Source organism: Gordonia sp. (in: high G+C Gram-positive bacteria), assembly GCF_012515855.1.
Classification (GTDB): Bacteria; Actinomycetota; Actinomycetes; order Mycobacteriales; family Mycobacteriaceae; genus Gordonia.
Genome location: NZ_JAAYXO010000231.1, coordinates 1 through 26,065, shown reverse-complemented (window position 1 = coordinate 26,065; position 26,065 = coordinate 1). Strand labels below are relative to the sequence as shown.

The 26,065-nt window shown below is 67.1% G+C and carries 28 protein-coding genes and 1 tRNA gene; 22 read left to right on the top strand and 7 right to left on the bottom strand.

Translation table 11 applies throughout. The features are described from left to right. Positions 1 to 331 precede the first annotated feature (331 nt). The 10 genes from GX543_RS16820 (at position 332) to xerD (ending at position 11,716) form a co-directional block, all read left to right on the top strand. The gene (locus tag GX543_RS16820) at positions 332 to 2,014 is read left to right on the top strand and encodes an HAD-IIA family hydrolase (protein WP_290853602.1); all 1,683 of its coding nucleotides are present in this window, start codon (positions 332 to 334) and stop codon (positions 2,012 to 2,014) included. A 69-nt stretch (positions 2,015 to 2,083) separates the two neighbouring features. Then, the gene (locus tag GX543_RS16815; protein ID WP_290853601.1) at positions 2,084 to 2,296 is read left to right on the top strand and encodes a hypothetical protein; all 213 of its coding nucleotides are present in this window, start codon (positions 2,084 to 2,086) and stop codon (positions 2,294 to 2,296) included. Between the two features lie 87 nt (positions 2,297 to 2,383). Further along, positions 2,384 to 3,274 (top strand): TlyA family RNA methyltransferase, encoded by an 891-nt coding sequence (locus tag GX543_RS16810; RefSeq protein ID WP_290853600.1) that lies wholly within the window; start codon positions 2,384 to 2,386, stop codon positions 3,272 to 3,274. Positions 3,275 to 3,287: 13 nt separating this feature from the next. Continuing rightward, on the top strand, positions 3,288 to 4,256 hold the full coding sequence (locus GX543_RS16805; protein ID WP_290853599.1) for an NAD kinase: 969 nt from the start codon (positions 3,288 to 3,290) through the stop codon (positions 4,254 to 4,256). A 7-nt stretch (positions 4,257 to 4,263) separates the two neighbouring features. Continuing rightward, positions 4,264 to 6,006, top strand: coding sequence for a DNA repair protein RecN (gene recN, locus GX543_RS16800; RefSeq protein WP_290853598.1), 1,743 nt, complete (start codon positions 4,264 to 4,266; stop codon positions 6,004 to 6,006). A gap of 114 nt (positions 6,007 to 6,120) precedes the next feature. Beyond that, positions 6,121 to 7,308: a putative cytokinetic ring protein SteA gene (gene steA / locus GX543_RS16795; protein WP_290853604.1), complete on the top strand. Its 1,188-nt coding sequence runs from the start codon at positions 6,121 to 6,123 to the stop codon at positions 7,306 to 7,308. Continuing rightward, positions 7,305 to 8,234 (top strand): copper transporter, encoded by a 930-nt coding sequence (locus tag GX543_RS16790; protein ID WP_290853597.1) that lies wholly within the window; start codon positions 7,305 to 7,307, stop codon positions 8,232 to 8,234. Before steA ends, GX543_RS16790 begins: the two co-directional genes overlap by 4 nt. 169 nt (positions 8,235 to 8,403) lie before the next feature. Continuing rightward, positions 8,404 to 10,140 carry a CTP synthase gene (locus tag GX543_RS16785; protein ID WP_290853596.1) on the top strand — a complete coding sequence of 579 codons (1,737 nt, stop codon included), beginning with the start codon at positions 8,404 to 8,406 and terminating at the stop codon, positions 10,138 to 10,140. Positions 10,141 to 10,153: 13 nt separating this feature from the next. After that, on the top strand, positions 10,154 to 10,780 hold the full coding sequence (locus tag GX543_RS16780) for an NUDIX hydrolase (RefSeq protein WP_290853595.1): 627 nt from the start codon (positions 10,154 to 10,156) through the stop codon (positions 10,778 to 10,780). Positions 10,781 to 10,786: 6 nt separating this feature from the next. After that, positions 10,787 to 11,716, top strand: a complete 930-nt coding sequence (gene xerD / locus GX543_RS16775; RefSeq protein ID WP_290853594.1) for a site-specific tyrosine recombinase XerD — start codon at positions 10,787 to 10,789, stop codon at positions 11,714 to 11,716. Positions 11,717 to 11,739: 23 nt separating this feature from the next. On the opposite strand, the gene GX543_RS16770 is transcribed toward xerD, so the two are convergent. Further along, a complete protein-coding gene (locus tag GX543_RS16770) occupies positions 11,740 to 12,639 on the bottom strand; it encodes an LLM class flavin-dependent oxidoreductase (protein ID WP_290853593.1) in 900 nt (299 codons plus the stop codon). 308 nt (positions 12,640 to 12,947) lie between these two features. Between GX543_RS16770 and GX543_RS16765 the strand changes: the two genes are divergently transcribed. From GX543_RS16765 to der, 6 genes are read left to right on the top strand one after another with little or no spacing between them, the layout of a single operon-like run. Then, complete coding sequence (locus tag GX543_RS16765; RefSeq protein WP_290853592.1) at positions 12,948 to 13,850, top strand: ParA family protein; 903 nt, start codon at positions 12,948 to 12,950, stop codon at positions 13,848 to 13,850. After that, complete coding sequence (locus GX543_RS16760) at positions 13,847 to 14,686, top strand: segregation/condensation protein A (RefSeq protein ID WP_290853591.1); 840 nt, start codon at positions 13,847 to 13,849, stop codon at positions 14,684 to 14,686. Before GX543_RS16765 ends, GX543_RS16760 begins: the two co-directional genes overlap by 4 nt. Next, positions 14,683 to 15,468 carry an SMC-Scp complex subunit ScpB gene (gene scpB / locus GX543_RS16755; RefSeq protein WP_290853590.1) on the top strand — a complete coding sequence of 262 codons (786 nt, stop codon included), beginning with the start codon at positions 14,683 to 14,685 and terminating at the stop codon, positions 15,466 to 15,468. Before GX543_RS16760 ends, scpB begins: the two co-directional genes overlap by 4 nt. 51 nt (positions 15,469 to 15,519) lie before the next feature. After that, entirely contained in the window at positions 15,520 to 16,599 is a 1,080-nt protein-coding gene (locus GX543_RS16750) for a pseudouridine synthase (protein WP_290853589.1), read from the top strand. Next, positions 16,596 to 17,303 (top strand): (d)CMP kinase, encoded by a 708-nt coding sequence (gene cmk / locus GX543_RS16745; RefSeq protein ID WP_290853588.1) that lies wholly within the window; start codon positions 16,596 to 16,598, stop codon positions 17,301 to 17,303. The genes GX543_RS16750 and cmk overlap by 4 nt, the downstream gene beginning before the upstream one ends. Further along, a complete protein-coding gene (gene der, locus GX543_RS16740) occupies positions 17,300 to 18,742 on the top strand; it encodes a ribosome biogenesis GTPase Der (RefSeq protein ID WP_290853587.1) in 1,443 nt (480 codons plus the stop codon). Before cmk ends, der begins: the two co-directional genes overlap by 4 nt. 102 nt (positions 18,743 to 18,844) lie before the next feature. Here der and GX543_RS16735 read toward each other — a convergent pair whose 3' ends face one another. From GX543_RS16735 to GX543_RS16725, 3 genes are all read right to left on the bottom strand, one after another. After that, positions 18,845 to 19,129: a DUF4396 domain-containing protein gene (locus GX543_RS16735; protein ID WP_290853603.1), complete on the bottom strand. Its 285-nt coding sequence runs from the start codon at positions 19,127 to 19,129 to the stop codon at positions 18,845 to 18,847. Beyond that, complete coding sequence (locus GX543_RS16730; protein ID WP_290853605.1) at positions 19,036 to 19,530, bottom strand: hypothetical protein; 495 nt, start codon at positions 19,528 to 19,530, stop codon at positions 19,036 to 19,038. The genes GX543_RS16735 and GX543_RS16730 overlap by 94 nt, the downstream gene beginning before the upstream one ends. Positions 19,531 to 19,662: 132 nt before the next feature. Then, positions 19,663 to 20,058, bottom strand: a complete 396-nt coding sequence (locus GX543_RS16725; RefSeq protein WP_290853586.1) for a tautomerase family protein — start codon at positions 20,056 to 20,058, stop codon at positions 19,663 to 19,665. A 148-nt stretch (positions 20,059 to 20,206) separates the two neighbouring features. On the opposite strand from GX543_RS16725, the gene GX543_RS16720 reads away from it, so the two are divergent. The 3 genes from GX543_RS16720 (at position 20,207) to GX543_RS16710 (ending at position 21,728) form a co-directional block, all read left to right on the top strand. Next, positions 20,207 to 20,659: an excalibur calcium-binding domain-containing protein gene (locus GX543_RS16720; protein WP_290853585.1), complete on the top strand. Its 453-nt coding sequence runs from the start codon at positions 20,207 to 20,209 to the stop codon at positions 20,657 to 20,659. A 119-nt stretch (positions 20,660 to 20,778) separates the two neighbouring features. Continuing rightward, positions 20,779 to 20,852 (top strand) — tRNA-Pro (locus tag GX543_RS16715). 120 nt (positions 20,853 to 20,972) lie between these two features. Continuing rightward, on the top strand, positions 20,973 to 21,728 hold the full coding sequence (locus GX543_RS16710) for a hypothetical protein (RefSeq protein WP_290853584.1): 756 nt from the start codon (positions 20,973 to 20,975) through the stop codon (positions 21,726 to 21,728). A gap of 75 nt (positions 21,729 to 21,803) precedes the next feature. Here GX543_RS16710 and GX543_RS16705 read toward each other — a convergent pair whose 3' ends face one another. The 3 genes from GX543_RS16705 to GX543_RS16695 form a co-directional block, all read right to left on the bottom strand. Then, positions 21,804 to 22,097 carry a hypothetical protein gene (locus GX543_RS16705; RefSeq protein ID WP_290853583.1) on the bottom strand — a complete coding sequence of 98 codons (294 nt, stop codon included), beginning with the start codon at positions 22,095 to 22,097 and terminating at the stop codon, positions 21,804 to 21,806. Further along, on the bottom strand, positions 22,094 to 22,687 hold the full coding sequence (locus tag GX543_RS16700) for a recombinase family protein (protein WP_290853582.1): 594 nt from the start codon (positions 22,685 to 22,687) through the stop codon (positions 22,094 to 22,096). The genes GX543_RS16705 and GX543_RS16700 overlap by 4 nt, the downstream gene beginning before the upstream one ends. Before the next feature lie 266 nt (positions 22,688 to 22,953). After that, a complete protein-coding gene (locus GX543_RS16695; RefSeq protein ID WP_290853581.1) occupies positions 22,954 to 24,000 on the bottom strand; it encodes an NAD-dependent epimerase/dehydratase family protein in 1,047 nt (348 codons plus the stop codon). Between the two features lie 172 nt (positions 24,001 to 24,172). Here GX543_RS16695 and GX543_RS16690 point away from each other — a divergent pair, with 172 nt between their 5' ends. The 3 genes from GX543_RS16690 to GX543_RS16680 all read left to right on the top strand — a co-directional run bounded on the left by GX543_RS16690 (position 24,173) and on the right by GX543_RS16680 (position 26,007). Then, on the top strand, positions 24,173 to 24,616 hold the full coding sequence (locus tag GX543_RS16690) for a nitroreductase/quinone reductase family protein (protein WP_290853580.1): 444 nt from the start codon (positions 24,173 to 24,175) through the stop codon (positions 24,614 to 24,616). 61 nt (positions 24,617 to 24,677) lie between these two features. Then, a complete protein-coding gene (locus tag GX543_RS16685; RefSeq protein ID WP_290853579.1) occupies positions 24,678 to 25,400 on the top strand; it encodes a lysoplasmalogenase in 723 nt (240 codons plus the stop codon). A gap of 157 nt (positions 25,401 to 25,557) precedes the next feature. Then, entirely contained in the window at positions 25,558 to 26,007 is a 450-nt protein-coding gene (locus GX543_RS16680) for a hypothetical protein (protein WP_290853578.1), read from the top strand. Positions 26,008 to 26,065 lie beyond the last annotated feature (58 nt).

Genomic DNA, 26,065 nt, shown 5'->3' with positions numbered 1-26,065 from the left:
TCCGAACCCGGAAGCTAAGCCCACCTGCGCCGATGGTACTGCACTGTAATGGGTGTGGGAGAGTAGGACACCGCCGAACACAAATTTACAGGGAGCCCCTGACCACTCGTTGGTCAGGGGCTTCCCTCATTTGTGCCCGCTTCCCTCATTTGTGCCCGCTTCCCTCATTTGTGCCCCATGTGGCGATACTGCGACTTGGTGCAGGGCGAGACGACGAATAGATTAGAAGGTTATGAGCAGGACTGGTGGAGGGCGGGGTTCCGCCGGCAACAATAGCGGGCGTCGTTCGGCGGATAACGCGGACGCGAAGGATCCGCGGATTCCAGACGAGGTGAAGGCCTCGGATCTTGATCCCGAGGTCCGACGCGACCTTCAGGCGCTCGATAAGGCGACGGCGGATCGGGTCGCCCGACACCTGGTGATGGCGTCCGATCTGCTCGGTGATGATCCGCAGGCAGCGCTCGAGCATGCTCGTGCTGCTCGGGCTCGAGCAGCACGCATCGCGGTGGTCCGCGAGACCGCAGGCATCGTCGCCTACTCCGCCGGTGAATGGCACGAGGCGCTCACGGAGCTCCGTGCGGCACGCCGGATGAGCGGCAGCGACTTCCTTCTTCCACTGATCGCGGACAGCGAGCGCGGCCTGGGGCAGCCTCGGCGCGCCGTCGAGATCGCCGACAGCGAGGAAGCCAAGGCGCTGACCGGCGAGACCTTGCTGGAGATGACGATCGTCAAGGCCGGCGCACTGATCGATCTCGGAGAACCCGAAGCCGCGGTGAAGGCGTTCGCGTCGCAGGATCTGACCCCCGGCCGGGTCGGCACCGACGCGGCACGTCTGTTCTTCGCGTACGCATCGTCTCTGGAGACCGCGGGGCGTCGCGGCGATGCGATCACCTGGTTCCAGAACGCGGCGTCGGCCGACGTCGACGATGAGACCGACGCCGAGTTCCGTTTGATGGATCTGCTGGAGGGGGCCGCGACCATCGAGGCCGGCGAGGCGTCGGTCGATGTGCGGACCACGCTCGGTGAACAGTACGACGTACTGCTCCTGGATCTCGACGGCACGTTGTACACCGGTACCAAGGTCGTCCCGGAGGCGATCGAGGCGGTGGCCGCGACCAAGGGTTCGGCATTGTTCGTGACCAACAACGCCAGCAAGACGCCCGCGGAGGTCCAAGAGCATTTGATCGGCCTCGGGTTCGAGGCGACAGCGGAGCAAGTCGTCACCAGCGCGCAGGCCGGAGCCGGTCTGGTCGCCGAGACCGTTGAGGCCGGAGCCAAGGTACTCGTCGTCGGTTCCGAGGCCCTGCGCGGCGAGATCCGCGCGCGGGGACTGGAAGTGGTCGAGTCGGCCGACGACGAGCCGGCGGTCGTGGTGCAGGGACACTCGCCCGAGACCTGTTGGGCGCAGCTGTCTGAGGGCGCGCTGGCCATTCGCCGGGGTGCCGCCTGGATCGCGACCAATGTCGACACCACCTTGCCCACCGAACGGGGTCTGCTGGTGGGCAACGGCTCCATGGTTGCAGCGATCGCCTCGGCCACCGGCGCGACGCCCGCAGTGGCGGGCAAGCCGGCCGCGCCCATCATGCGTTCGGCTCTTTCCCGCACCACCGGACAGCGCCCGCTGATGGTGGGCGATCGCCTCGATACCGACATCGAAGGCGCTCATACCGTCGGCATCGACAGCCTGCTGGTGCTCAGCGGTGTGACTACCGGCGTCGAGTTGGTGGCGGCACGCCCGGAGGAGCGCCCGACCTATGTTGCGGCAGATCTCGGTGCGCTCAACGATCCGCTGTCGAACTCGGTGATCGGACCGCGTCCGGAGTGGAGCATCGAGATCAACGCGCAGCATGTCTCCGTGGCGTCGCGAGGCGAAGGGACCGTCCCCGGGTTGGCTGCGGCGTTGGCCAATGCCGTGTGGACTGCGGATGTCGGCTCGTTCGATCTGCGGATCGCGGCCGAAGACGACGCCTCGGCCGAGGCGCTGGCCGAACTCGGCTTCACCGCACTGCGTTAACCTTGGGTGGCTATGAGTGACCTGACTTTCCCTCAGCCTGGACCGCGGCCGGGGCCCTCCCCGGCTTCGATGGCTGCGGATGCTGCAGCGCGGAGTGCGCCGGTCGGCGATCCCTCCGACCATCCGTCACTGCTCGCGGCCGAACACCTGCTGACGGAGGCGGCCATGGTCCGCGAGACGGCCGACGAGGTCGACCTCGGTGCGCTGGCTCGCCAGGCGGAGGTCCTCACCCAGGCGCACGATCAGCTGTCGGCCGCGTTGGAGGACGCGGGACGCGGCTGAGTCCGACTGCGTGCAGCCCGAGAGCGATAGACCCGAGGGCAAGAGTTTCGACAGCAAGAGGTCCACGACCCCGGAGAAGAGGCGATGATGGCGGCGCGTGCACGACTCGACGCGGAACTGGTGCGACGGGGTCTGGCGCGATCCCGAGAGCAGGCTCGCGAGTTCATCGAGTCCGGATTCGTGAAGGTCAACGGGACGCTCGCAACGAAGGCGGCCACCAACGTCGCGAAGGACACCCCGATCGTGGTGAGCGACGTGCAGTCCGACGACTGGGCGTCCCGTGGCGCCCACAAACTCTTGGGTGCGCTTGAGGCCTTCGAGCCTCTCGGGGTCCGTGTCGACGGGAAGCGCTGCCTCGACGCAGGCGCCTCGACCGGCGGATTCACCGACGTGCTGCTTCGGCGGGGTGCCCGCGAGGTGGAGGCCGTCGACGTCGGTTACGGACAGTTGGTCTGGAAGTTGCAGTCCGACGACCGCGTGCACATCCACGACCGCACCAACGTCCGGCACCTCACGCCCGACTTGATCGGCGGAACCGTCGACTTGATCGTCGGCGACCTCTCGTTCATCTCCTTGAAGCTGGTCCTTCCAGCACTGGCCGGGTGTCTGCGGCCGGGGGGTGATGCGCTCCCGATGGTCAAGCCCCAGTTCGAGGTGGGCAAGGAGCGTGTCGGCTCCGGCGGTGTGGTTCGCGATCCGGTGTTGCGCGCCGATGCGGTGGAGGACGTCGCGGCGTTGGCCCACTCGCTGGGCCTCGAGACACGAGGTGTGGTGGCCAGCCCGCTTCCCGGCCCGTCAGGCAACGTCGAGTTCTTCCTCTGGCTCCACCGGCCGACCGAGGCCGCGGAGCCGGTCGAGCGGCCCGAAAGCTCCGGCGATACCGTTGACACAGAACCGTCGACACGCTGGACCGACGCCGTCGAGGGCGCCCGGGTTCGCGGGTTGATCGATCAGGCCGTCGCCGACGGCCCACAGTAGGGAGGGAACGACGATGGGGCAACGACAGCCCGTGCCGAACGACCGCCGGACGTTCCTGGTCGTCGCGCACACCGGTCGCGACGAAGTCACCACGACGCTCATCACCATCGCCCGACGATGCGGCGAGGCGGGGATCGCGCTGCGCGTCGTCGACCACGACACCCGACGTCCGGCCGCCCCGTATGTACAGACGCACCCGATCGATCCGCAGATGCTCCGCGATGCCGGTGCCGAGGTCGAGGTGACGCATGCGGACTCCGCGTCGGCTCAGGGCTGCGAACTGGTGCTGGTGCTCGGGGGCGACGGAACGTTCCTGCGCGCCGCCGAGCTGGCGTATCCGGCCGGCGTTCCCCTGATGGGGATCAATCTCGGGCACATCGGTTTCCTCGCCGAGGCCGAGGCGCATCGGATCGACGAAGTGCTGGACCGGTTGATCGGTGGCGAGTACCGGGTCGTGGACCGCATGGTGCTCGACGTCGCCGTCATCGACCCGGGGTCGGTGGAGCCGCGCGCGCGGGACTGGGTCCTCAACGAGGTGGTCATCCAGAACACCTCCCACAACGGCGTCCTCGAGATCGTCACCGAAGTCGATGGCCGACCCGTCGCAGCCTATGGGGCCGACGGCATCCTGGTCGCTACGCCGACCGGGTCGACGGCGTACGCCTTCTCGGCCGGTGGGCCGGTGATGTGGCCGGATCTCGAAGCGATCCTCGTGGTTCCGAGCAACGCACACGCCTTGTTCGCGCGACCGATGGTCACCAGCCCTCGCTCGCGAGTGGCGGTCGAAGTACATCGTGAGGGCCGCGACGGCGTGGCCCTCTGCGATGGTCGCCGGATGCTCGACGTCCCCGCAGGGTCCCGCGTGGAAGTCGTGCGGGCGCAGCGATCACTGCGCTGGGTGCGCATCGACTCGGAGCCGTTCGCCGACCGGTTGGTCACCAAGTTCTCGCTGCCGGTCACCGGCTGGCGTGGAAGGAGCTGAACCCCTCGTGCTCGAAGAACTGTCGATCCGCAGTCTCGGCGTCCTCGACTCCGCGAGCGCCCAGTTCCATCCCGGGTTCACGGCGCTGACGGGCGAGACCGGCGCAGGCAAGACGATGATCGTGACCAGCCTGCGTCTGCTGTCCGGTGGCCGTGCCGATGCCGGACGCGTCCGCACCGGCGACCCGAAGGCGATCGTCGAAGGCCGCTTCAGGCTTCCCGAAGACCGGTCGGCCGTCGCCGCTGTGCTCGAGGAAGTCGGCGCGGACATCGACGACGACGACACCCTGATCGCCGCCCGGACGGTCAACGCGGACGGACGGTCGCGCGCGCACCTCGGCGGCCGTTCGGTGCCCGTCGGAACGCTGGCGCAGTTGACCGGTGAACTCCTCGCGATTCACGGACAGAACGATCAGCTCCGGTTGATCCGCCCCGAACAGCAGCGTGCGGCGCTCGACCGCTATGCGGGGGCCACCGCCGCCTCGACCTTGACGAAGTATCGTGCCGCCCGAGCCGAATGGGTGGCGCTGCTCGATGAACTCGATCGCCTGCGCGCCAATTCCCGCGACATCGCCCTGGAGGCCGACCGGCTGCGGTTCGGTGTCGACGAGATCGACGCCGTCGCACCCGAACCGGGGGAGGACGCGGACCTCATCGCCACCATTCGCCGTATGACCGATCTCGAGGACATCCGGCGGACAGCAGTGACCGCACAGGACATCGTCGCCGGATCCGAGGGGATGTCGGTGGTCGACGGACTGGGCACCGTGCGCTCACTGCTGGAGTCGGCGTCGGACGAGGCGCTGCGCGGCCTGCAGCCGCGGGTCGAAGAGGCGTTGACCGTGGTCGCCGACCTCGGCTCGGAGTTGACCGCGTATCTCGGTGGACTGCCCGAGGACGCGGGCGATCTCGATTCGCTTCTGAACCGGCAGGCGGAGCTCAAGTCGTTGACCCGCAAGTACGCCGCCGACATCGACGGGGTCCTGGCCTGGCGCGATCAAGCTCAGCACCGGTTGTCGCAGATCGAGGACCCGGAAGGCGCCGTCGAGGAACTCGAGGCGCGATCGGTCACGGCCCGGGACAAGGTTGCCGAGCTGGCGACCAAACTGCACGCTCAGCGCACCAAGTACGCCAAGGGGCTGGCCACCAAGGTCTCCGCGGAGCTCACCGGCCTGGCGATGGGCGGCAGCGCGATGTCGGTCACGGTGACGCTGCTGCCCGCCGACGACGACCGGCTCGCCGTCGAGATCGACGGACACCGCGCGCATGCCGGCGGCGACGGCGTCGACCGGGTGGAGTTCGGGCTGGTGGCCCACAAGGGCGCCGCGCCGCTGCCGATCGCCAAATCGGCCTCCGGCGGAGAGCTCTCACGCGTGATGTTGGCATTGGAAGTCGTTCTCGCCGAACCTGATTCCGGCGGAGTGATGGTGTTCGACGAGGTCGACGCCGGGGTCGGCGGAGCGGCCGCCGTCCAGATCGGTGCACGCCTGGCTCGGCTGGCGCGCCGTCACCAGGTGATCGTGGTGACGCACCTCCCGCAGGTCGCGGCCTTCGCCGACAACCACCTGGTGATCGGCAAGTCGGGCGGCGGCGACCGAGGCCGCCAGACGTCGACCCTGACGACGCTCGATCGCGACGAGCGCGTGGCCGAACTGGCGCGGATGCTCGCCGGTCTCGGCGATTCGGAGACCGGCCGGGCACACGCGGAGGAACTCCTGTCGACCGCGGAGCAGGCTCGTACGGAAGCCTGATCGTCGCGGTTGCGACAGCCGTGACCGGTGTTTCCACTGTGAAAGAAGTTCATAGTGGTACGGCGCGCCTCCGTGTGACTGATGAGTCTCAAGGTCACTATGGGACTCATGAGGATGCCAGCCTTGCTCTCGCGGAACACCGAAACCCTCCCTGGAATCACGGGTATCGCCCGGATCGACAAGGACGCCAAACGGCTGGCGCGCCGTGCCGATCACGGTTCGATCGTGATCCTCGATCAGGTGGACCTCGACCGCGTCACCGCCGACGCGCTCGTCGAGGCCGAGGTTGCCGCGGTGGTGAACGTGTCGGAGTCGATCACCGGGCGCTATCCGAACCTGGGGCCCGAGGTGCTGGCGGCATCGGGCATCCTGCTGCTCGACAACGTCGGGGGCGAGGTGTTCTCGCGAGTCAAGGACGGCACGCGCGTCCGGATCGATGAGGGCAAGCTCTACATCGGCGAACGCGTTGTCGCCCGCGGCGAGGCACTCGACGAGCGCGCGATCGCCGACATGATGCTCGACGCGAAGACCGGGCTCGTCGACCATCTCGAGGCATTCTCCGGCAACAGCATCGAGTTCATTCGCAGTGAGTCGCCACTCCTCGTCGACGGCGTCGGCGTGCCGAAGGTCAACGTCACCTTCGAGCATCGGCATGTCGTCATCGTCGCCGACGGATCTGATCGCGCTGCCGACCTCAAGGCCCTCAAGCCGTTCATCAAGGAGTATCAACCGGTCCTCGTCGGTGTCGGTGCCGGCGCGGACACCCTCGTCAAGGCCGGGTACCGGCCGTCGGTGATCGTCGGAGACCCCGATGACATCACCACCGACACGCTCAAGTCCGGTGCCGAAGTGGTGCTGCCTGCCGACCCGGACGGTCATGCGCCGGGCCTGGAGCGCATCCAGGACCTCGGAATCGGAGCGACCACCTTCCCCGCGGCAGGCACCGCAGGTGATCTCGCCCTGTTGCTGGCGGACTTTCACGGCGCCGATCTCATCGTCACCGCGGGCTACAGCGGCTCGCTCAACGACTTCTTCGATCGAACCCTGCGCGATCAGATCCCGTCCCGATTCCTCACCCGCCTCAAGGTGGGTGCCAAGCTGGTCGACGCCAAGGCGGTCGCGACGCTGTACCGCAGTCGGGTGAGCGGCGCGTTGATCGCCGCGCTCATGATTGCTGCGTTGATCGCGATCATCGCCGCGGTCGTCATCTCCCAGGGAGGCGGCGCGGCCGCCGGCGACTGGGTGTCGGATCAATGGAATGCGCTGACCGACTGGGTCGGCGGGGTGTGGAATACGAAATGATCTCTCTGCGTCAGCATGCAATCTCGCTGATCGCGATCTTCCTGGCCCTGACTCTGGGACTCTTCCTGGGGTCAGGGTTCATCGGTGACCGGATGAATGCGCTGACCGGCACCGATCGGGACAGGATCAGCAATCTGCAGGACGAGCGCGATGCTCTGGAGAAAGAGGTCGGCAACGACACGGCGTTCATCAACGGTGTCTCGTCGCGGCTCACCAAGGGCGTGCTCGCCAAGCGCAGTGTGCTGGTCGTGACGTCCCCGGACGCATCGGACGCCGAGGTCCAGTCGATCAAGGGCCTGATCAACGATGCAGGCGGAACCGTCTCCGGGCAGATGGCGATGACGACGAACCTCGTCCGCGATGAGGATGCGTCGAAGCTGCGAACGATCATCGACCAGTCGATCCCCACCGGCGCGCAGCTGCGCGTCGACTACACCGATTCGGCATCGCGCCTCGGCGATCTGCTCGGCGTGGTGCTGCTGTCCCGCGAGGGGGCTCGCCCGGCTGCGGAGGCCGACCGAGCCACGGCCCTGCAGACCCTGCGTCAGGGCGGCTTCCTGGACTACACCGAGGGCGCGATCAAGCCCGCCGACCTGGTCCTCGTGGTGACCGGCGGCGAGATGCCCAAGGATTCCGGAGCACAGGGGCAGTTCGTCGGCCGCTTCGCGGCCGCTATGGCTTCGCGCGGTTCGGGCGGTGTCCTCGCCGGCCGCGACGGTTCGGCGGCCGGCGGTTCGCCGATCGGTGTGGTGCGGTCGGACCCGTCGCTGAACAACGCGGTCAGCACCGTCGACAACATCGAGCAGCAGACCGGTCAGATCACCTCGGTCCTGGCCCTCGGCGAGGAATCGGACGGTCGGACCGGTGCGTACGGGACCGGCCCCGGAGCCACTGTCATCACCGTGGGCGCCGAACCGGCGAAGTGATCACGACCGCCCGCAGTGCGTCCAGCAGGCGCGGTGAACAACCTCGCGACACTCCGAGTGACTGTGTTGTTCACTGCTCCTGACAGCATTCGGGCGAAGTGCTGTTAGGCTGAAGTCCCGTAGGTATTCAAGGTTCGCATCAGGCTTGAACCGCCCGACGGGAGTAAAATTGCGATCATTGCGCGACCATCGAACCGCTGCAAAGCACATCTTCGTGACCGGTGGCGTCGCCTCGTCACTCGGTAAGGGTCTGACGGCCTCCAGCCTCGGTCAGCTCCTCACCGCCCGCGGCATGCGCGTGACGATGCAGAAGGTCGACCCGTACCTGAACGTCGATCCGGGCACCATGAATCCGTTCCAGCACGGCGAGGTCTTCGTCACCGAAGACGGTGCCGAGACCGATCTCGACATCGGCCACTACGAGCGATTCCTGGACCGGAACCTGTCGGGGTCGGCCAATGTCACCACCGGCCAGGTGTATTCGACGGTCATCGCCAAGGAACGCCGCGGCGAGTACCTCGGCGACACCGTTCAGGTGATCCCGCACATCACCGACGAACTCAAGAGCCGCATGATGGCGATGCACGACGCCGATGCGAGCGGCGAAGAGCCGGACGTGGTGATCACGGAGATCGGTGGCACCGTCGGCGACATCGAGTCCCAGCCGTTCATCGAGGCCGCGCGCCAGATCCGCCACGACCTCGGCCGGGAGAACGTCTTCTTCCTGCACGTCTCGCTGGTTCCGTACCTGGCCCCGTCGGGCGAGCTGAAGACCAAGCCCACCCAGCACTCCGTCGCCGCGCTGCGCAGCATCGGCATCCAGCCCGACGCCCTGATCCTGCGCTGCGATCGCCCGGTGCCCGAGGCGCTGAAGAAGAAGATCGCGCTGATGTGCGACGTCGACATCGACGGCTGCATCTCTACCCCCGATGCGCCGTCGATCTACGACATCCCGAAGGTCCTCCACTCCGAGCAACTCGACGCATATGTGGTCCGCCAGCTCGGTCTGCCTTTCCGCGACGTCGACTGGACCGTGTGGGGCGATCTCCTCGACCGCGTCCACAGCCCCCGCGAGACGGTCAAGGTGGCGCTGGTCGGCAAATACATCGACCTGCCTGACGCCTACCTGTCGGTCACCGAGGCCATCCGCGCAGGCGGCTTCGCGCACCGAACCCGCACGGAGATCTCGTGGGTCCCGTCCGACGACTGCGAGACCCCCGAGGGTGCGCATGCCGCACTCCGTGACGTCGACGCGGTCCTGGTTCCCGGCGGCTTCGGCATCCGCGGCATCGAGGGCAAGCTCGGTGCTATCCGCTACGCCCGGGAGAACGGCATTCCGCTCCTCGGACTGTGCCTGGGACTGCAGTGCGTCGTGATCGAGGCCGCTCGCCAGGCCGGGCTCGCCGACGCCAGCTCGACCGAGTTCGACCCGGAGACGTCATCGCCGGTCATCGCCACGATGGCCGACCAGGAAGCCGCGGTCGCCGGCGACGCGGACCTCGGCGGCACCATGCGACTGGGCGCGTACCCGGCCACCCTGCTGCCCGGTTCGCAGGTGGCGCGCGTGTACGGAACCACCGAGGTCAGCGAACGTCACCGGCACCGTTTCGAGGTCAACAACGCCTACCGCGAGACCATCGCGAAGTCGGGCCTGGTGTTCTCCGGCACCTCCCCGGACGGCCGTCTGGTGGAGTTCGTCGAGTACCCGAAGGAGGTCCACCCCTTCTTCGTCGCCACCCAGGCGCACCCGGAGCTCAAGAGCCGACCGACGCGCCCGCACCCGCTGTTCAAGTCGTTCATCGAGGCTGCGATCAAGTACAAGACCGCCGTGCGACTGCCGGTGGAGCTCGACGGCTACGACGCCACGGACGTCGTGGACACGGTCGCCGCCGCCGACGGTGAGTGACGGCGGCCCGAGTATGACGCCGTCGCATCGGCACGAGTTCGTCACGCGTTCGTCGCGGACGGTGTACGAGGGCGCGATCCTGGCCCTGCGCGTCGACGACGTCGAGATGCCCGGTGGTCGGACCGCCCGCCGCGAAGTGGTGGAGCACCACGGGGCGGTGGCGGTCGTCGCCCGAGACGACGAGGGGCGGATCGCGATGGTCCGTCAGTACCGCCACCCGATCGGTAGGCGACTGCTGGAGCTTCCCGCAGGCCTGCTCGACGGGGGACCCGACGAGGATCCGTTGACCGCTGCCCAGCGCGAGTTGGCCGAGGAGACTGATCTCGCGGCGGATCGCTGGCGGGTGCTGGTGGACCTCGCCGTCTCGCCGGGGTTCACCGACGAAGCGCTGCGCGTCTATCTCGCGGAAGGCCTGCATCACCTCGACGCAGCCGAGCGGGAGGACGAAGAGGCCGACATGGTGCTGGAATGGGTGCCGCTCGCCGACGCGGTGAACTTGGCGCTGAGCGGCGAGATCGTCAACGCGACGGCGGCCGCCGGTGTCCTCGCCGCAGCGGCCGCAGCCGCGAGCGACCGACCGCTGCGCTCAACCGACGCGCCATGGCAGGATCAGCCGACCGCGTTCGCGGCACGCAAGTAGTCACCGGTGAGCGCAGCTCCGACGGTCGACGACGCGATCGCCCGCTACCTCGACCACCTGGTGGTGGAACGGGGCTCGGCGGCCAACACGATAACGTCGTACCGGCGGGACCTGCAGCGGTACCGCGACTTTCTCGCGGGCCGCACCATCGTCACGATGCCCGCGATCACTGAGGCGGATGTCCGCGACTTCCTGGTCGCGTTGCGTCGCGGAGACCCGGACAACGGCGTCTCCGGTCTCGCGGACTCCTCGGTGGCGCGGACGTTGGTCGCGGCCAGGGGCTTCCACAAGTTCTGCGCTGCCGAGGGTCTCACCGTCACCGACGTGGCGCATTCGGTGTCGCCGCCGAAGCCGCCGCGACGACTGCCGAAGTCACTGACGATCGATGACGTCCTGGCGATCATCGCCGCGGCGGGAGTCGGCGACGGGCCGCGGAGTCTGCGTGATCGCGCCCTGGTGGAACTCCTCTACAGCTGCGGAGCGCGCATCTCGGAAGTGACCTCGCTGGATCTGGACGATCTCGATCTGGAGCACCGTGCGGTGATCCTTCGCGGCAAGGGCGGCAAAGAGCGGATCGTCCCGGTCGGCGGGCCTGCCGTCGAGGCCGTCGAGGCCTACCTGGTGCGCGGTCGGCCCGCACTCGCGAAGAAGGGGACGCCCGCGCTGTTTCTCAACATTCGCGGTGGCCGATTGTCGCGCCAGAGCGCCTGGCAGGTTCTCGTCGACGCCGCTGCGCGCGCCGGAGTCGAGAAGGAGGTGTCACCGCACACTATGCGCCACAGTTTCGCGACGCACCTGCTCGACGGCGGCGCCGATGTCCGGGTGGTGCAGGAACTCCTCGGGCACTCGTCGGTGACGACCACGCAGGTCTACACGCTGGTCACCGTCAACACCATGCGCGAGGTGTATGCGACGGCGCATCCGCGAGCGCGGTAGCGGCGCGTCGCCGATCCGCGTCGTCAGCGGTTGCGGTCGGCGGCCACCAGTTCCCGCGTGGCCGGCGCCACCTGTGTACCGATCGTCTCGATCTCGTCGGCGTCGTCCGTCGCGAAGATGAAACCGGTGACGCCGTAGTCGCGCGTGAGCCCGGCGAGATCCGCTGCCCAGGACCCAGGTGGCCCGGTCAACAGACCGTCGCGCGTGCCCTGGAAGGTTCCGCCGAGATTCAGATAGCGGCGAATGGTCGACGGGTCGCGTCCCGCCGCAACGGCGGATGCGTCGATGACGGCGTTCATCTCCGCGAGGTCGGCGGCGCCGTTGGTCAGGTAGCTCAGCGAGGGGAGCACCCCATCGCATTTCCGGCCGACCAGATCCAGCATGCGAGGCTTGTACGCGCCGATGGTGATGCGGATCGGATGCGCGGGCGCCGGGCCGCGCTTGGCCCCGTCGATCGGGTAGAACTCGCCGGGCAGCCGGACCCCGCCGCGTTCGTCGGTGTCCCAGAGCGCGCGCATCACGTCGATGGCCTCCTCCAGCGCACGACGACTTTCGCCTGCCGTACGCCGAGGCCCGCCCATCGCGGCGATCGCGTCGACGAATCCGCCTGCGCCGAGGGCGAGCTCGCACCGACCTCCGGAGAGGAGGTCGATGCTGGCCGCAGCGCGCGCCAGCACGGCGGGCGGTCGCAGCGGGAGGTTCAAGACGTTGCCCGACAGGATGACGCGTTCGGTGCGCGCCGCGATGTAGGTCATCAGCGTCCACGCGTCGAGGAATTTCGGCTGGTACGGATGATCCTGGATGGTGACCAGGTCGATGCCCGCGTCCTCGGCGGTGAGGGCGAGGTCGACCGCCTGTTGCGGCACTGCCGCAGACGGAGTGAGAAAGACGCCGAACTGAAGGTCGAGACCGTAGTCGCTCATGGTCGCAGCCTACTGTCCGGGCGCGAGCCGGGACGGTCGATTTCGTGGCGGCGGGGGTCGTCGCGAAATCGATTGTCGGCAACGATGTCTCGGTCGGACGGTCATCCCGCAACGGCAGACCTCAAGGCGAGGTTGAGGATCGCGCGCCGGCTCGGCGGCCGCCACGGCAGTGCTGACGTCGCACGATGGTGTCGGAACCGGTGGCCTGATCGAGGTGTCGGAGCGCCTGCCGTGTCGTCGCTGCGCCACGCACTAGGATCGGGAGGACCGAAGATCAGGCGTGCACAACCGGGGAGGAGCATCAACAGGTGAGTGCATCCATACCCCGCGACAAAGCGCAGCAGGGTGAACTCGACGTGCCCGCCGACAAGCTCGGACCCACCGGCCGACCCTACCGCGACATCCCCGACCCGCAGCCGCGCGACAAGCACGGACCCGCCGTCATCATTGCCATGTGCAACCAGAAGGGCGGGGTCGGGAAGACCACCTCGACCATCAACCTGGGTGCTGCGCTGGCCGAGAGCGGCCGCCGCGTGCTGCTGGTGGACCTGGATCCGCAGGGCGCGCTGTCGGCCGGACTCGGCGTGGCGCACCACGAACTCGACGAGACCGTGCACAACCTGCTGATCCCGCCGTACGCGGCGACCGACGACGTGCTGATGCGGACGCGCGTCGACGGCCTCGACCTGTTGCCGTCCAACATCGACCTGTCCGCCGCCGAGATCCAGCTGGTCACCGAGGTCGGACGTGAGCAGGCGCTGGCCCGTGCGCTGCACCCGGTGGCCGACCGATACGACTACATCCTGATCGACTGCCAGCCTTCACTGGGACTGTTGACCGTCAACGCGCTGGCCTGCGCCGACAACGTCGTCATCCCGATGGAGTGCGAGTACTTCAGCCTCCGCGGCCTGGCACTGCTCACCGACACCATCGAGAAGGTGCACGATCGGCTGAATCCGCGATTGGAACTCGGCGGCATCTTGGTGACGATGTTCGATCAACGGACCCTCCACTCGCGTGAGGTGATGGGTCGCGTCGTCGAGGTCTTCGGCGACGCGGTCTACGACACCGTCATCAATCGCACCGTCCGGTTCCCGGAGACCTCGGTCGCGGGCGAGCCGATCACCTCGTGGGCGCCGAAATCCTCTGGCGCGCGGGCGTACCGGGACCTGGCGCGCGAGGTCATCGCGCGCAACGAGACGCCCGCGTGACCGAGGTCGACACGCTTTCGGCCGACTCGGGGACGGGGGAGCAGCAGGAGAGCGGCAAGTTCGAGGTCAAGCTCAAGAACTTCTCCGGTCCCTTCGATCTCCTGCTGAACCTGATCAGCCAGCACCGTCTTGATGTCACTGAAGTCGCGCTGCACGTGGTGACCGACGACTTCATCGCCTACACGAAGGCACTCGGGCCGGACGCCGACCTGGAGCAGACCACCGAGTTCCTGGTGATCGCCGCGACGCTGCTGGACCTGAAGGCGGCGCGCCTGTTGCCGTCCGGGCAGGTGGAGGATCCCGAAGACCTGGCGCTCCTGGAGGCACGCGACCTCCTGTTCGCCCGTCTGCTGCAATATCGCGCGTACAAGCAGGTCGCGGTTCTCTTCGGCGAGTTGGAGGCGGCTGCGCTGCAGCGTTATCCCCGGGCCGTCGCACTCGAGGACCGATTCGAGGATCTGCTTCCTGAGGTAGAACTCGGGGTCACGGTGGAGCAGTTCGCCGAGATCGCGGCGGCAGCCTTCATTCCCAAGCCGACACCGAAGGTCGGGCTCGACCACCTGCACGGCTCGACGGTTTCGGTGCCGGAGCAGGCCAAGCGACTCACCGAACTCCTGATGGCGGTCCCGGGCGCATGGTTGACGTTCGGTGAGCTCGTCGCCGAATGCGAGTCGGGTCTGGAAGTGGTGGCGCGCTTTCTCGGTCTGTTGGAGCTGTACCGGGAGCGCGCGGTGCTCTTCGATCAGCTCGAGGCGCTCGGTGAGTTGAAAGTCACGTGGACCAGCGATCGTGACGCCGAAGAGATCAACATCGAGAAGTCGGAGGACTACGGATGACCGACGAGCAGGACGGCACGGCGGCGACATCCGGTGCAGAGCCGGGTGCCGAAACCGAGGCGAACCGGGACTCCGACTTCGACCTCCTGCACGCCGCGGTCGATGCGGAGGCGGAGGAGATCAACGAGGGGGAGCACCTCGAGGACGACGAACTCCGCGCTGCGCTGGAGGCGGTCCTGCTGGTGGTCGACACTCCCGCAACGGTCGAGGAACTCGCGACCGCGCTCGGGCAGGAACGCCGGCGCGTGCGCAAGACGCTGCGCACGATGAGCGCCGACCTCACCGCCGCCGGCAGTGGTATTGACCTGCGCTTTGCCGGCGACGGCTGGCGTTTCTACACCCGTTCCGAGTACGCACCGTATGTGGAGAAGCTGCTCCTCGACGGGACCCGCAGCAAGTTGACCCGGGCGGCGCTCGAGACGCTGGCGGTGGTGGCCTATCGTCAGCCGGTCACGCGCGCTCGGGTGAGTGCGATTCGAGGGGTCAACGTCGATGGAGTGGTCCGGACCCTGCTGGCGCGCGGTCTCATCAGCGACGCCGGAAACGACGAGACCACCAACGGGACGCTGTACGTCACGACCGAACTGTTCCTGGAGCGACTGGGCCTGGCTTCGCTGGGCGACCTCCCGGACATCGCGCCGCTGCTGCCCGGCGTCGACGCCATCGACGACCTTGGCGACGAACTGCTCGACGATCCGCGATTCGCCAAACTAGCCGGTGGCCAGGCACAATCAGAGGTTGACGTCTCGGCGAAGATGCTGGCAGAAGCCGACGAGGGCTAGTCCAGCGGTCCGGGACGTCGACCGAAACCAAATACAGCTGAAGGACACTTCATGGCATCCGCTAGCCGAGACGGCACACCGGGAAAACGACGCGACAACGATCGTCGTGACAAGAGCAGCCGCGATAAGAGCAGCCGCGACAAGGACAAGCTGAACCCCCGAGGCAAGGCCTCCGGTCGCGGTGAGTCCGCAGGCCGCAAGGGTGGTCCCGCAGGCAAGCGCGGCGGCCCCGCAGGCGAGCGCCGCGGGGCAGGCCAGCATCAGCAGTCGACCCGCAAGCCGCATCGCAAGGGCAGTTCCCGCGTCGACGCCGAGACCGGCAAGATCCGGCTCAACAACTCCAAGCCCGCGCGCAACCAGCTCGTCGAGTTCGACGGCGACGGCGCGACGTACGTCGCCGACGGCATGCGACTGCAGAAGGTGCTCGCCGCCGCAGGCGTCGGCTCGCGTCGCGGCGCGGAAGAACTGATTGCCGCCGGTCGCGTCGAGGTCGACGGCGAAGTGGTCCTCGAGCAGGGGCTCCGCATCGACCCGAACACCGCGATCATCAAGGTCGACGGCGCCCGCGTTGTGATCGACGAGACCAAGCAGTACCTCGCGCTCAACAAGCCCAAGGGCTGGCACTCCACGATGAGCGACGACCAGGGACGTCCCTGCATCGGTGATCTGGTCGCCGAGCGCGTGATGGCCGGACAGCGGCTCTTCCACGTCGGTCGTCTCGATGCGGACACCGAGGGCCTGATCCTCCTCACCAACGACGGCGAACTGGCGCACCGACTGATGCACCCGTCGTACGAGGTCCCCAAGACCTACCTGGCCACCGTGCGCGGTGAGGTCGGCCGCGGCCTGGGCCGCAAACTCCGCCAGGGCGTCGAGCTCGAGGACGGCCCCGTCTCGGTCGATTCGTTCGCGCTCCTCGAAGTCCATCAGGGCGAGTCGCTGGTTCGGCTGACCCTGCACGAGGGTCGTAAGCGCGTGGTCCGTCGCCTGCTGTCGGAGGTCGGCTTCCCGGTGATCCGCCTGGTCCGCACCGACATCGGTCCGGTGTCGCTGGGCAAGCAGCGCCCGGGCAGCCTGCGCGCGCTGGACAAGAAGGAGATCGGGGCGCTGTACAAGGGGGTGGGGATGTGACGAACCACAGTTCGTCGGCCTCCGCCGACACGCTGAAGGTCGTCGCCATCGACGGCCCCGCAGGCACCGGCAAGTCGACCGTCTCGAACCGTCTGGCAGACCGCATCGGAGCGCACATGCTCGACACCGGCGCGATGTACCGCGCCGCGACCCTCGCGGTCCTTCGGGCGGGCGTGGCGCCCGAGAGCACCGACGTCGACGGCATCGTCGACGCGGCGGACATCCGACTGACCGTCGACGACGGTGAGACCGCCGTCTTCCTGAACGGCGACGACGTCTCGCGGGAGATCCGCACCGACGAGGTGACCGCTGCCGTCTCCGCGGTCTCGGCTCACCAGCACGTGCGAACCAAGCTCGTCGAGTTGCAACGCAGCCATGCGCGCGACGCGTTCCTCGTCGTCGAAGGGCGCGACATCGGGACCGTGGTGTTCCCGAACGCCGCACTCAAGGTCTTCTTGACCGCGACGCCGGAAGCCCGCGCCGAGCGGCGTCACCGGCAGAATCTGGCGGCCGGCCGCGAGAGCATCCTCGCCGAGGTCCTGGAGAGTGTGACCCGCCGCGACCATCTCGATTCGACGCGCGCCGTCTCGCCGTTGCGCCCGGCCGACGACGCCGTGAGGATCGACACCAGTGACATGACCCAAGAGCAAGTGATCGACCGGCTCGCCGAGCTGGTCGCCGAGCGAATCGGAGTCCGCCCGTGACCGACGACTTCTCATCAGCCAGCGCCGATCTGACCATGGCCGGCGACGGCACGTGGTCAGACGAGGGCGATTGGAACCTGTCGGACTTCCTCTCCGACGACGCATCGGGCGAGAGTGTCGCCCTGCCCGTGGTCGCGATCGTCGGCCGCCCCAACGTCGGCAAGTCGACACTCGTGAACCGTATCCTCGGTCGCCGCGAGGCGGTGGTCGAAGACGTCCCCGGCGTCACCAGGGATCGCGTCTCCTACAAGGCCGAATGGATCGGGCGCCAGTTCATGGTGACCGACACCGGCGGCTGGGAGCCCGACGCCAAGGGCATGGGGCTGGCGATCGCGGCCCAGGCCGAGTACGCGATGCGGACCGCCGACGCGATCGTCGTGGTCGTCGACGCGACGGTCGGCGCCACCGCGACGGATGAGGCGGTGGCCCGCGTGCTGCGCCGGTCCAAGACGCCGGTGCTGCTGGCGGCGAACAAGGTCGACTCCGAGCGTCTGGAGGCCGAGACCGCGTCGCTGTGGTCGCTGGGCCTGGGCGAGCCGCACCCCATCTCGGCGGCGCACGGGCGCGGCACCGGCGATCTGCTCGATCGGATCGTCGAAGCGATGCCCGAGAGTCCACGCGAGCGATTCGCCGCGGGAGGTCCGCGACGCGTCGCCCTGGTCGGGAAGCCCAACGTCGGTAAGAGTTCGCTGCTGAACAAGCTCGCCGGCGAGGAACGCGCCGTGGTCGACAATGTCGCGGGCACCACCGTCGACCCGGTCGACGAACTGATCGAGCTCGGCGGCAAGCCGTGGCAGTTCATCGACACCGCGGGGCTGCGTCGCAAGGTCCGCACGGCCACCGGCCATGAGTACTACGCGTCGCTGCGTACCCGGGCGGCGCTCGACTCGGCCGAGGTGGCACTGCTGCTGATCGACGCCAGCCAGCCGGTCACCGAGCAGGACCTGCGCGTGCTCTCGATGATCATCGAAAGCGGTCGTGCGCTGGTGGTCGTGTTCAACAAGTGGGATCTGGTCGACGAGGACCGCCGGTACGAGCTCGACAACGAGATCGACCGCGAGCTCTCGCGCGTGCCGTGGGCTCGCCGCGTCAACATCTCGGCGATGACCGGGCGCAGCGTGCAGAAGCTGGTCCCGGCACTCGAGGGCGCGCTCGAGTCATGGGACAAGCGGATCTCCACCGGCCAGCTGAACTCGTGGATCAAGGACATCATCGCCGCGACGCCGCCGCCGGTGCGCGGTGGTCGTCAGCCCCGCGTCATGTTCGCGACCCAGGCCGCGACGCGTCCGCCGACCTTCGTGCTGTTCACCACGGGCTTCCTCGAGGCGGGCTACCGTCGCTTCCTGGAGCGCAAGCTGCGCGAGCAGTTCGGTTTCGACGGTTCGCCGGTCCGGATCAATGTCCGCGTGCGCGACAAGCGCGAGCTGCGCAAGAAGTAGGCGCAGGCGACCACAGCGGCCGAGGACGAGTGTCCTCGGCCGCTGTCGTGCTCCGTACCACCATCAGCGGTCGTCGATCACGATGCGGCCGACCGGCCGGGATCACATGGGCTCCTTGATGCCCACCTTGATGAGCCACCAGTTGACGGGGTAGGCGGTGCAGAAGCCTGCGACCATCGTGCCGATCTGCCACGCCGACAGCTGGAAGGTGATGCCGATCGCCAGCGCGACCACGTAGGCGATCACCCAGGTGGCGTAGATCTGATTGGAGAACAGCCAGCCCATGCCGCCGATCACGGCGATCGACGGGAGCGCGAACACCGTCCACTCGACGATCGAGTCGGCGAGCGAGCATCCGGCGCCGCAATGACTGGTGCCGACGAACACCGACACCGGTCGGGAGTGGGGCTTGCCGACAGTCCGAGTGCGGGCTTCATCGACATGCCGGCCATGTCCATCCCTGGCATGTCTATGCCCTTCATGGTCATGCCGGTCATCGCGTGCGCATCCTTCGGGGCGTCGTCGCCCGAGTCTGACGCGCCGGGGGAGGCCGTCGGCTCAGCGCCCGCGTCGGGCGCGGCGGCGCGGCCCCACCACAGGTAGGCGGCGACCCACAGAAGGGAGCCGAACAGTGCGCAGATGGGCCACACCAGGTCCATCACCCGCATCGGCTGGGGCCGTCGGCGAACGTCGATCGCCACACCGATGGCGCTGAGCGCGCCCAGGATGATGCTCACCCAGGCGATGACGGTCAACCAGGTGGGCAGGTCGGAGGTATGGAGGGTCATGACGGGACCACCCGGCGCTCAGTGGCGGCTAGCGCTCGGCGAGGAGCGAGAGAGGGACGCACGTGCGCAGTTTGTCAGATCGGTGCGGCGCAAATGGCTCAAATCGGGTGTTGTGTCGCCGGTGCCGCAGGGTCAGACGTGGATGTCGAACCCCAGGTCGAGGTCGCACGCGGCGTGTCCTCCGCTGATGCCCCAGTTCGCGGTCTCGATGTCACGGACCACGACGGTGACGTGGTCGGCGGGAATCCCATGGACCTCCAGGCGGTCCGTGACCTCGCGATAGAGCGCGCGCTTGGCATCCACAGATCGGCCGGCGAAGCAGTCGATCGTGACCAACGTGTACGCCTCGGGCGATCTCAGTGTCGGCGGCACGGCGAAGCGATGTGGTTCATGGACGACGAGGCGCACATGCTTGTCTTCAATAGGAATCGCGAACGCGGCGACCAGCGAGTCGTGGACGGCGTCGAGAATGGCGCCCTCGACCTCGGCGGGATATGTTCGGCGGACTTCGACCTGCGTGCTCGGCATTCGGGCACGATAGCACCCGGTCGATCGACGAATCGACGCGCACGAACGAGTGCGCGCGTAGCCCGTTCGTACCTACCTGACTGGTATCTGCCGGATCGCTCATGCGATGTGCGACCATCCGGCAATATCGTACCAAGTACCTGGGCCCATGTCTGAGAGGTTCAGCAGCAAGCGGAAGGCCGTGATCGGTGTCGGCGCGTTGTTCGCGCTCCTCGTCTCGTGTGGAATCGGTAATGCGATGGGCGGCGACGAGCCCACGAAAGCTGCGGCGCCGAGCACCGTGACGAAGATGCGGACCGCGACCGAGACCGTCACCGTCACCAAGACGCCCACCCGAATGCGGGCCGCGACGACCAGCGAGCCGACGACCACCGAGGAGACCACTCCGGAGACAACCCGCAAGCCGCGCGACGTCGAACCGAAACGGACGACGCAGCGCGTAGTGCCGCTGGTGCCGCGAACGACGGAGGAGGCACCGAGTGCGTACTACGCCAACTGCTCCGAAGCCCGCGATGCGGGCGCCGCGCCGCTCTACCGGGGTTCGCCTGGCTACGGGAGCCATCTCGACCGCGACGATGACGGCGTCGCGTGCGAGTCGTAGGCGGAGATCGAAGCAGGGAAGCTGGGCGATCTGATTTTCTGAAACACCGTCCTATGCAGGCGATTAGTAGTGGAACCTCTTCGTAAGCTAAGGTGAATTCGCTCCGCTCGACGGGGCAACGGGCTGTGGCGCAGCTTGGTAGCGCACCTGACTGGGGGTCAGGTGGTCGCAGGTTCAAATCCTGTCAGCCCGACGTTATGACCAGCACTTATGTGCTGGTCATTGTCGTTTGTGGGTTAGGCGCCCAATTTTATGGCGTCTCTGGCGCGAGTTCGAATCAGCCATTGTCGTACACGCGGAATACCTTGAGCGCATGGGCCGCGACAGAACTTATTCAGACCAGCAGCTACTCGCCGCAGTCGCACAGTCGAGATCATGGCGTGGTGTTCTTCGCCGCTTGGGACTAGCCGGTACTTCCGCGGCGTCGATCGGTTCGGTTCGGTCGCATGCCGACAAACTGGGCGCTGACGCAAGTCATTTCGTCGGTCAGCGGCTGTGGGCGGGCGACGGGTTTCGTGCGGCCGTCGCGACCTCTGAAACATGGGACGAAGTCGCCACGAAACTGATTGTAGAAGAGCCTCCGGACACCGGCGTAATTCGGGGACATGCGCGACGAATGAGCCTGGACACGGCGCATCTCGACAGTGAAATCGAAGACCCAGCCGCCGGGAGCGTACCTATGCCTGACCTCGCGAACCTTTCGCGCGCTGGGCCGCTCCTCGCCGCCACTTGGTACACCTTGTGCGGACACAATGTGTCGTGGCCGCTCGAACCATCGCGTTATGACCTGCTTGTCGTCGATCGACAGCAAGGAAAACCCTGCAAGGTGCAGGTGAAGACGACGACTGTCCGTGCGGGTGGCAGTTGGAAGGTCTATCTCTCGACGTCGGGTCGCCGTCGGCAGGTGTATTGTCCGGGCGAGATTGACGAGTTCTTCGTAATCGACGGCGATCTGACATGCTATGTGATTCCGATTGCTGCAGTGGGCGGACTATTTGCAGTACATCTTGGTGCGTACGATCTGTACCGAGTGGAGAGTTCGATCTTCGGTGGTAGGTCGGATCGCTGATGTCGCTCGCCTCGACGGAGGTTCAAGTCCGGTGACCGGTCCGATACCTCTTAGCGCGGAGCCAAGTGCCTCCCACTACCCGTGCCGCAGGTACCCGTACATGCCTGCGCGGTGGCCTCGCGTGTAGCTCGGGTCTCTCGTGGTGTCCGGTGCTTGATCGAGAGTGGTCGCGGCGTAGTGGCGCGCCCACGAGGGAGGCAACTGGGCGAGATGGGCCAGGGCCTCGTCGAAGCCGCGTTGGAAGACGTCGGGGTCGAGGTCGGCGTCGCGTTCCGGATCGGCGAGCGGGAACGATGTCGGCAGGCGAGTGACGACGCCGTGCTCGGTGTGAATGTCCAGATCGGGAAGGTCGGTGGGCTGAGCGGTCATCGATTCGCTCTCCGATCAGCGAGGGTGCGGTACACGGTTGCGCGGCTGACGCCGAGTTCTGATGCGATGCGCGGCACGGGGTGGCCGGCGGCGCGCATTCGTTCTGCGACGGCGATCTGCGCTTCGTCGAGCGCGCGTGGGCGGCCGACCGTCGCACCGTGGGCGCGGCGCGCGGATTCTCCGCGACTGCCGCCGGCCTCTTCGTCGATTGTGGCGAGTGAGGCGAGGACGTTGATGATCGTTGCGCCGACAGGGTCCTCGGAATCGAGGCCTTCACGCAGTGAGCGGAGGCCGATCTGCCTCCGGGTCAGTTCCAGTGTGCTCGCGAGTACCTCGGGTGCTGTTCGGCCCAATCGGTCGATGCCGACGACAACGGTCGTGTCGCCGGGGCGTGCGTAGGCGAGCAGCGCCGCCCAGCCGGAGCGTGCCGCGGTGGGGGAGGTGTCGTCGGCTTTGTCGCTGTAGATCCGTGCGGGTTCGACGCCGACGTCGACGAGTGCGTCGATCTGAGATTCGAGGCCGCCCGCTGGGCCGCTGCTCCGCGCATAACCGAGTTGGTAGGCGGCACCGGTTCCGGTGTCGATGGTCATGCAGGCAGCTTATCGCATAAGTTCTGCGAATCAGGTTGCGACACGACGATCAAATCTGAGACAGAAGGGTTCGCCTGAGTTGCGAATCATCTGACTATCTCGCTGTTGATTGGGTTGCAACTCCCCTTGTGTCGCAAAAGTATTGATACAGAATCGCAAAAAAGAGAACGGACTGGCGGGACGCGAGGCCGCTTCGGTGGGCGGAAAGCAAGCAGTGCCTGCGACCGCTCGGGTCGCAGGCACTGCTCGAAAGGGCTGGCTGGAGGTTAGTCCGCTTGGGCGGAGAGTTCGGGCACGGGGAGCGGCTCGAAATGCTGGCCGGACTTCGGCTTGGCCGAGCCCATCTGCTTCGAGTCGCACAGGAAGGCGACGAGGTCGGCCAGGGTCTCGTCAGACGGGCGGGGCTCGTAGCCGAGCTCGGTGCGTGCCTTGGTGATGTCGACGGTCGGCTGGGCGATGAGGGCTGCGATCGATGCTCGCGAGACGAGGTCGGAGCCGAGGGCCTGGCTGATGGGTTCGGCGATCGGGACGATGGCCTTGATGACGCCGAGCGGCACGGCGAACAGTGGGCGGAAGCGGCCGCACAGGGTTGCGACAGTGCGCATCGCGTCGATCAGCCGGACATCGGAGCCGCCGATCAGGTAGTTCTCACCGGTCCGACCCTTCTCGGCGGCGAGGACCAGGCCGCGGGCGACGTCGCGAACGTCGACGAGGTCGAAGGTGCCCTCGACGAACAGTGGGACCTTGCCCTGGGCGGCGTCGCGCAGCATGCCGTTGATGCGCGAGAGTCCGAAGTCGACGGCGCCGTAGACGCCCGTCGGGTTGCAGATGACGGCGTCGAGGCCCTCGTCGATGACCTTGCGCAGTTCCTGCTCGCCGGCCCACTTGGAGCGGTCATAGACCGGAAGGGCCGGGTCCTCGGAGCGCGCCGAGGTCTCTTCGACAGTGCCGGACTCGGTGTACTGGTCGAATGAGTGGATCGAGCTGCAGTGGACGAAGCGGCGCACGCCGGCGGCCAGGGCTGCACGGGCGGTGGTGGCGACGCCCTCGGTGTTGACGCGCCAGGCGGTCTCGTCCTTCTGCTTCAGCGTGATCATCGCGACCAGGTGGTACGCGGTGTCGACGCCGTCGAAGGCGGCGACCATCGCGTCGTGGTCGAAGATGTCCGCCGCGGTCCACGTGACGTTCGGGTGATCGAGTCCGTGTGCGGGGGAGATGCGGTCGATCGCGACCACGTCGTGCCCGTCGGCGACGAGCTGATTGACGAGATTGGTGCCGACGAATCCGGCTGCTCCGGTGACCGCGACCTTCATATTCATCCTTCGGTTCGAGCGAGATGCCGACTCGGGCGAGCGCATCCAGGACTACTAGAACGTGTTCTAGTTTGCTCGAGGCTAACACGGAACCGTGAGGCGGCACACAATGCGCCGGATTCGGGACGCACTGCTCATCGACTTCTCGGTGCCGTTGCATGAAGATCGACGGATGACGATCTCGGACTTTGGAGCCTCCGCCGGCGCGTGGCTTCTCGAAAACGGCCATCGCACCCTCCTCGCCGTCACTGGCGGCCGATTCCCGAAGAAGCTGCTGGGTATGCAGACTTTGGAGCTGCACACGATCGGGCGAAAGTCGGGGCAGCGGCGATCGACGATGCTGACCGCGCCGATCTACGAGCCCGATCGCATCGTCGTGGTGGCGTCGAAGGGCGGCCACTCCGTCGATCCGGACTGGTTCAAGAACCTCGTCGCACATCCAGACGTTGAGGTGACGGTCGACGAGGCGACCACACCGTGGACGGCCCGTCGTGCCGACGCGGACGAGAAGAAGCGACTCTGGCCGATCCTGGTGAAGGCCAACAGCGGTTATGACGGCTACCAGCGGCGCACCGACCGCGACATTCCCGTGGTGATTCTGACTCCGCGATCCTGAGCCGATCCGGTCGCGCGCGAACCGGCCGAGTCATCGCGCGCAGTTCGCTACTGTCGCCGGCATGAACTCCGCGAATCGCGTTGCGTCGGCGTGGGCGCTGTATTTGGCGTGGGCTCTGTATGTGATCGTCGCGGTGGTGCATGTCGTGGCACTTGCTGTCGAGAGTCCGATCGCGGGGCCGACGAAGTTGCTCCTCATGCCGTTCCTGGCCGTGCCGGTGGTCATGACCGCGGGCTCGACACGGAGCCGCGCGACGACGGCCCTGCTGCTGTTCGCGCTGCTCTTCTCATGGCTCGGCGACGGCGCCGGGACCTTCTTTCCCGGCGGTCCCGAGTTGCCGCTGATGCTCGGCTTCTTCGGTGTCGCACACCTCGTGTACATCGTGTTGTTCGTGCGCGTGATTCCGAGCCGACGACAACCGCGGTGGACGCTGGTCTACGTGTGCTGGTGGATCGCGATGCTGGCGGTGGTCGGTCCGCATGCGGGCGGATTGTTCGTGGCGCTGGCGATGTACGGCGTCGTGCTCGCGGGCACCGCGGCGACCGCTGCCCGATCGAACGCGGTGGTGGCGATCGGCGGGGCGCTGTTCCTCGTCAGTGACTCCTTGCTGGCCTTCCGGATCTTTCTGCCCGACGCTGCGCCGGGGTGGTTCGGGCCGGCGGTCATGGCGACGTACGCGGCGGGGCAGGGCCTCATCGTGTTCGGCGTGCTGCGCGCACGGGAGTGCGGGGCGTTGGAGAAAGACCGATTCGCGTCGACCGGGGCGAGGGGCAGCGACCGGTAATCGGTCAATCACCATAAACGGCACCGATTTTCGGTAACTAGATACTTTGGTCCCTAGTTCTGATCGCCAGTGTGGGATTCTCTGGGAGTAGGTAGGGCGGGGAGTAGGACGCACGGGGTCGGTTCGAGTTCGGCCAACACGGAAGGACGACGTTCCGGTGGCTTTTGGAGCGCGCGCGGTCGATTCGCCGCGATCAGCGGGTTCCCAGGGAACCCTGCGCAGCGACCTGATGTTGTTGGCGCTTGCGGTCGTTGCAGTCGGCGGCACGCATATCCATAACCACCAGGATGTCGACGGTACGTCGTTGGGACCGATCGTCTACTGGGCGCCGGTGGTGGTGTATGTCGGTCTGGCGCTGCTGGCCTTCATCCCGAGATTCCGTTCCGCGGCTTCCTGGGCATTGATGGTCTGCGCTTGGGTGATGGTGGTCATCGTGCTTGTCGGCGTCCTCCCGCGCGGTTCGTGGCAGTCGTCGTTCGAGAACTCGCACCACTACTTGATGCACACGGTAGTTCTGATTGCTCAGATTCCAATGATCGTGATGCTGGTGCGGCGCCTCAACGGCGAGGCGTGCCGGTGGACGGCGCCGCGCCAGCATCCGAATTGATTTCGGGCGCACCCCGTGCGGCCGTCAGCACGACACCGGTGCTCGCGGTGACGACCAG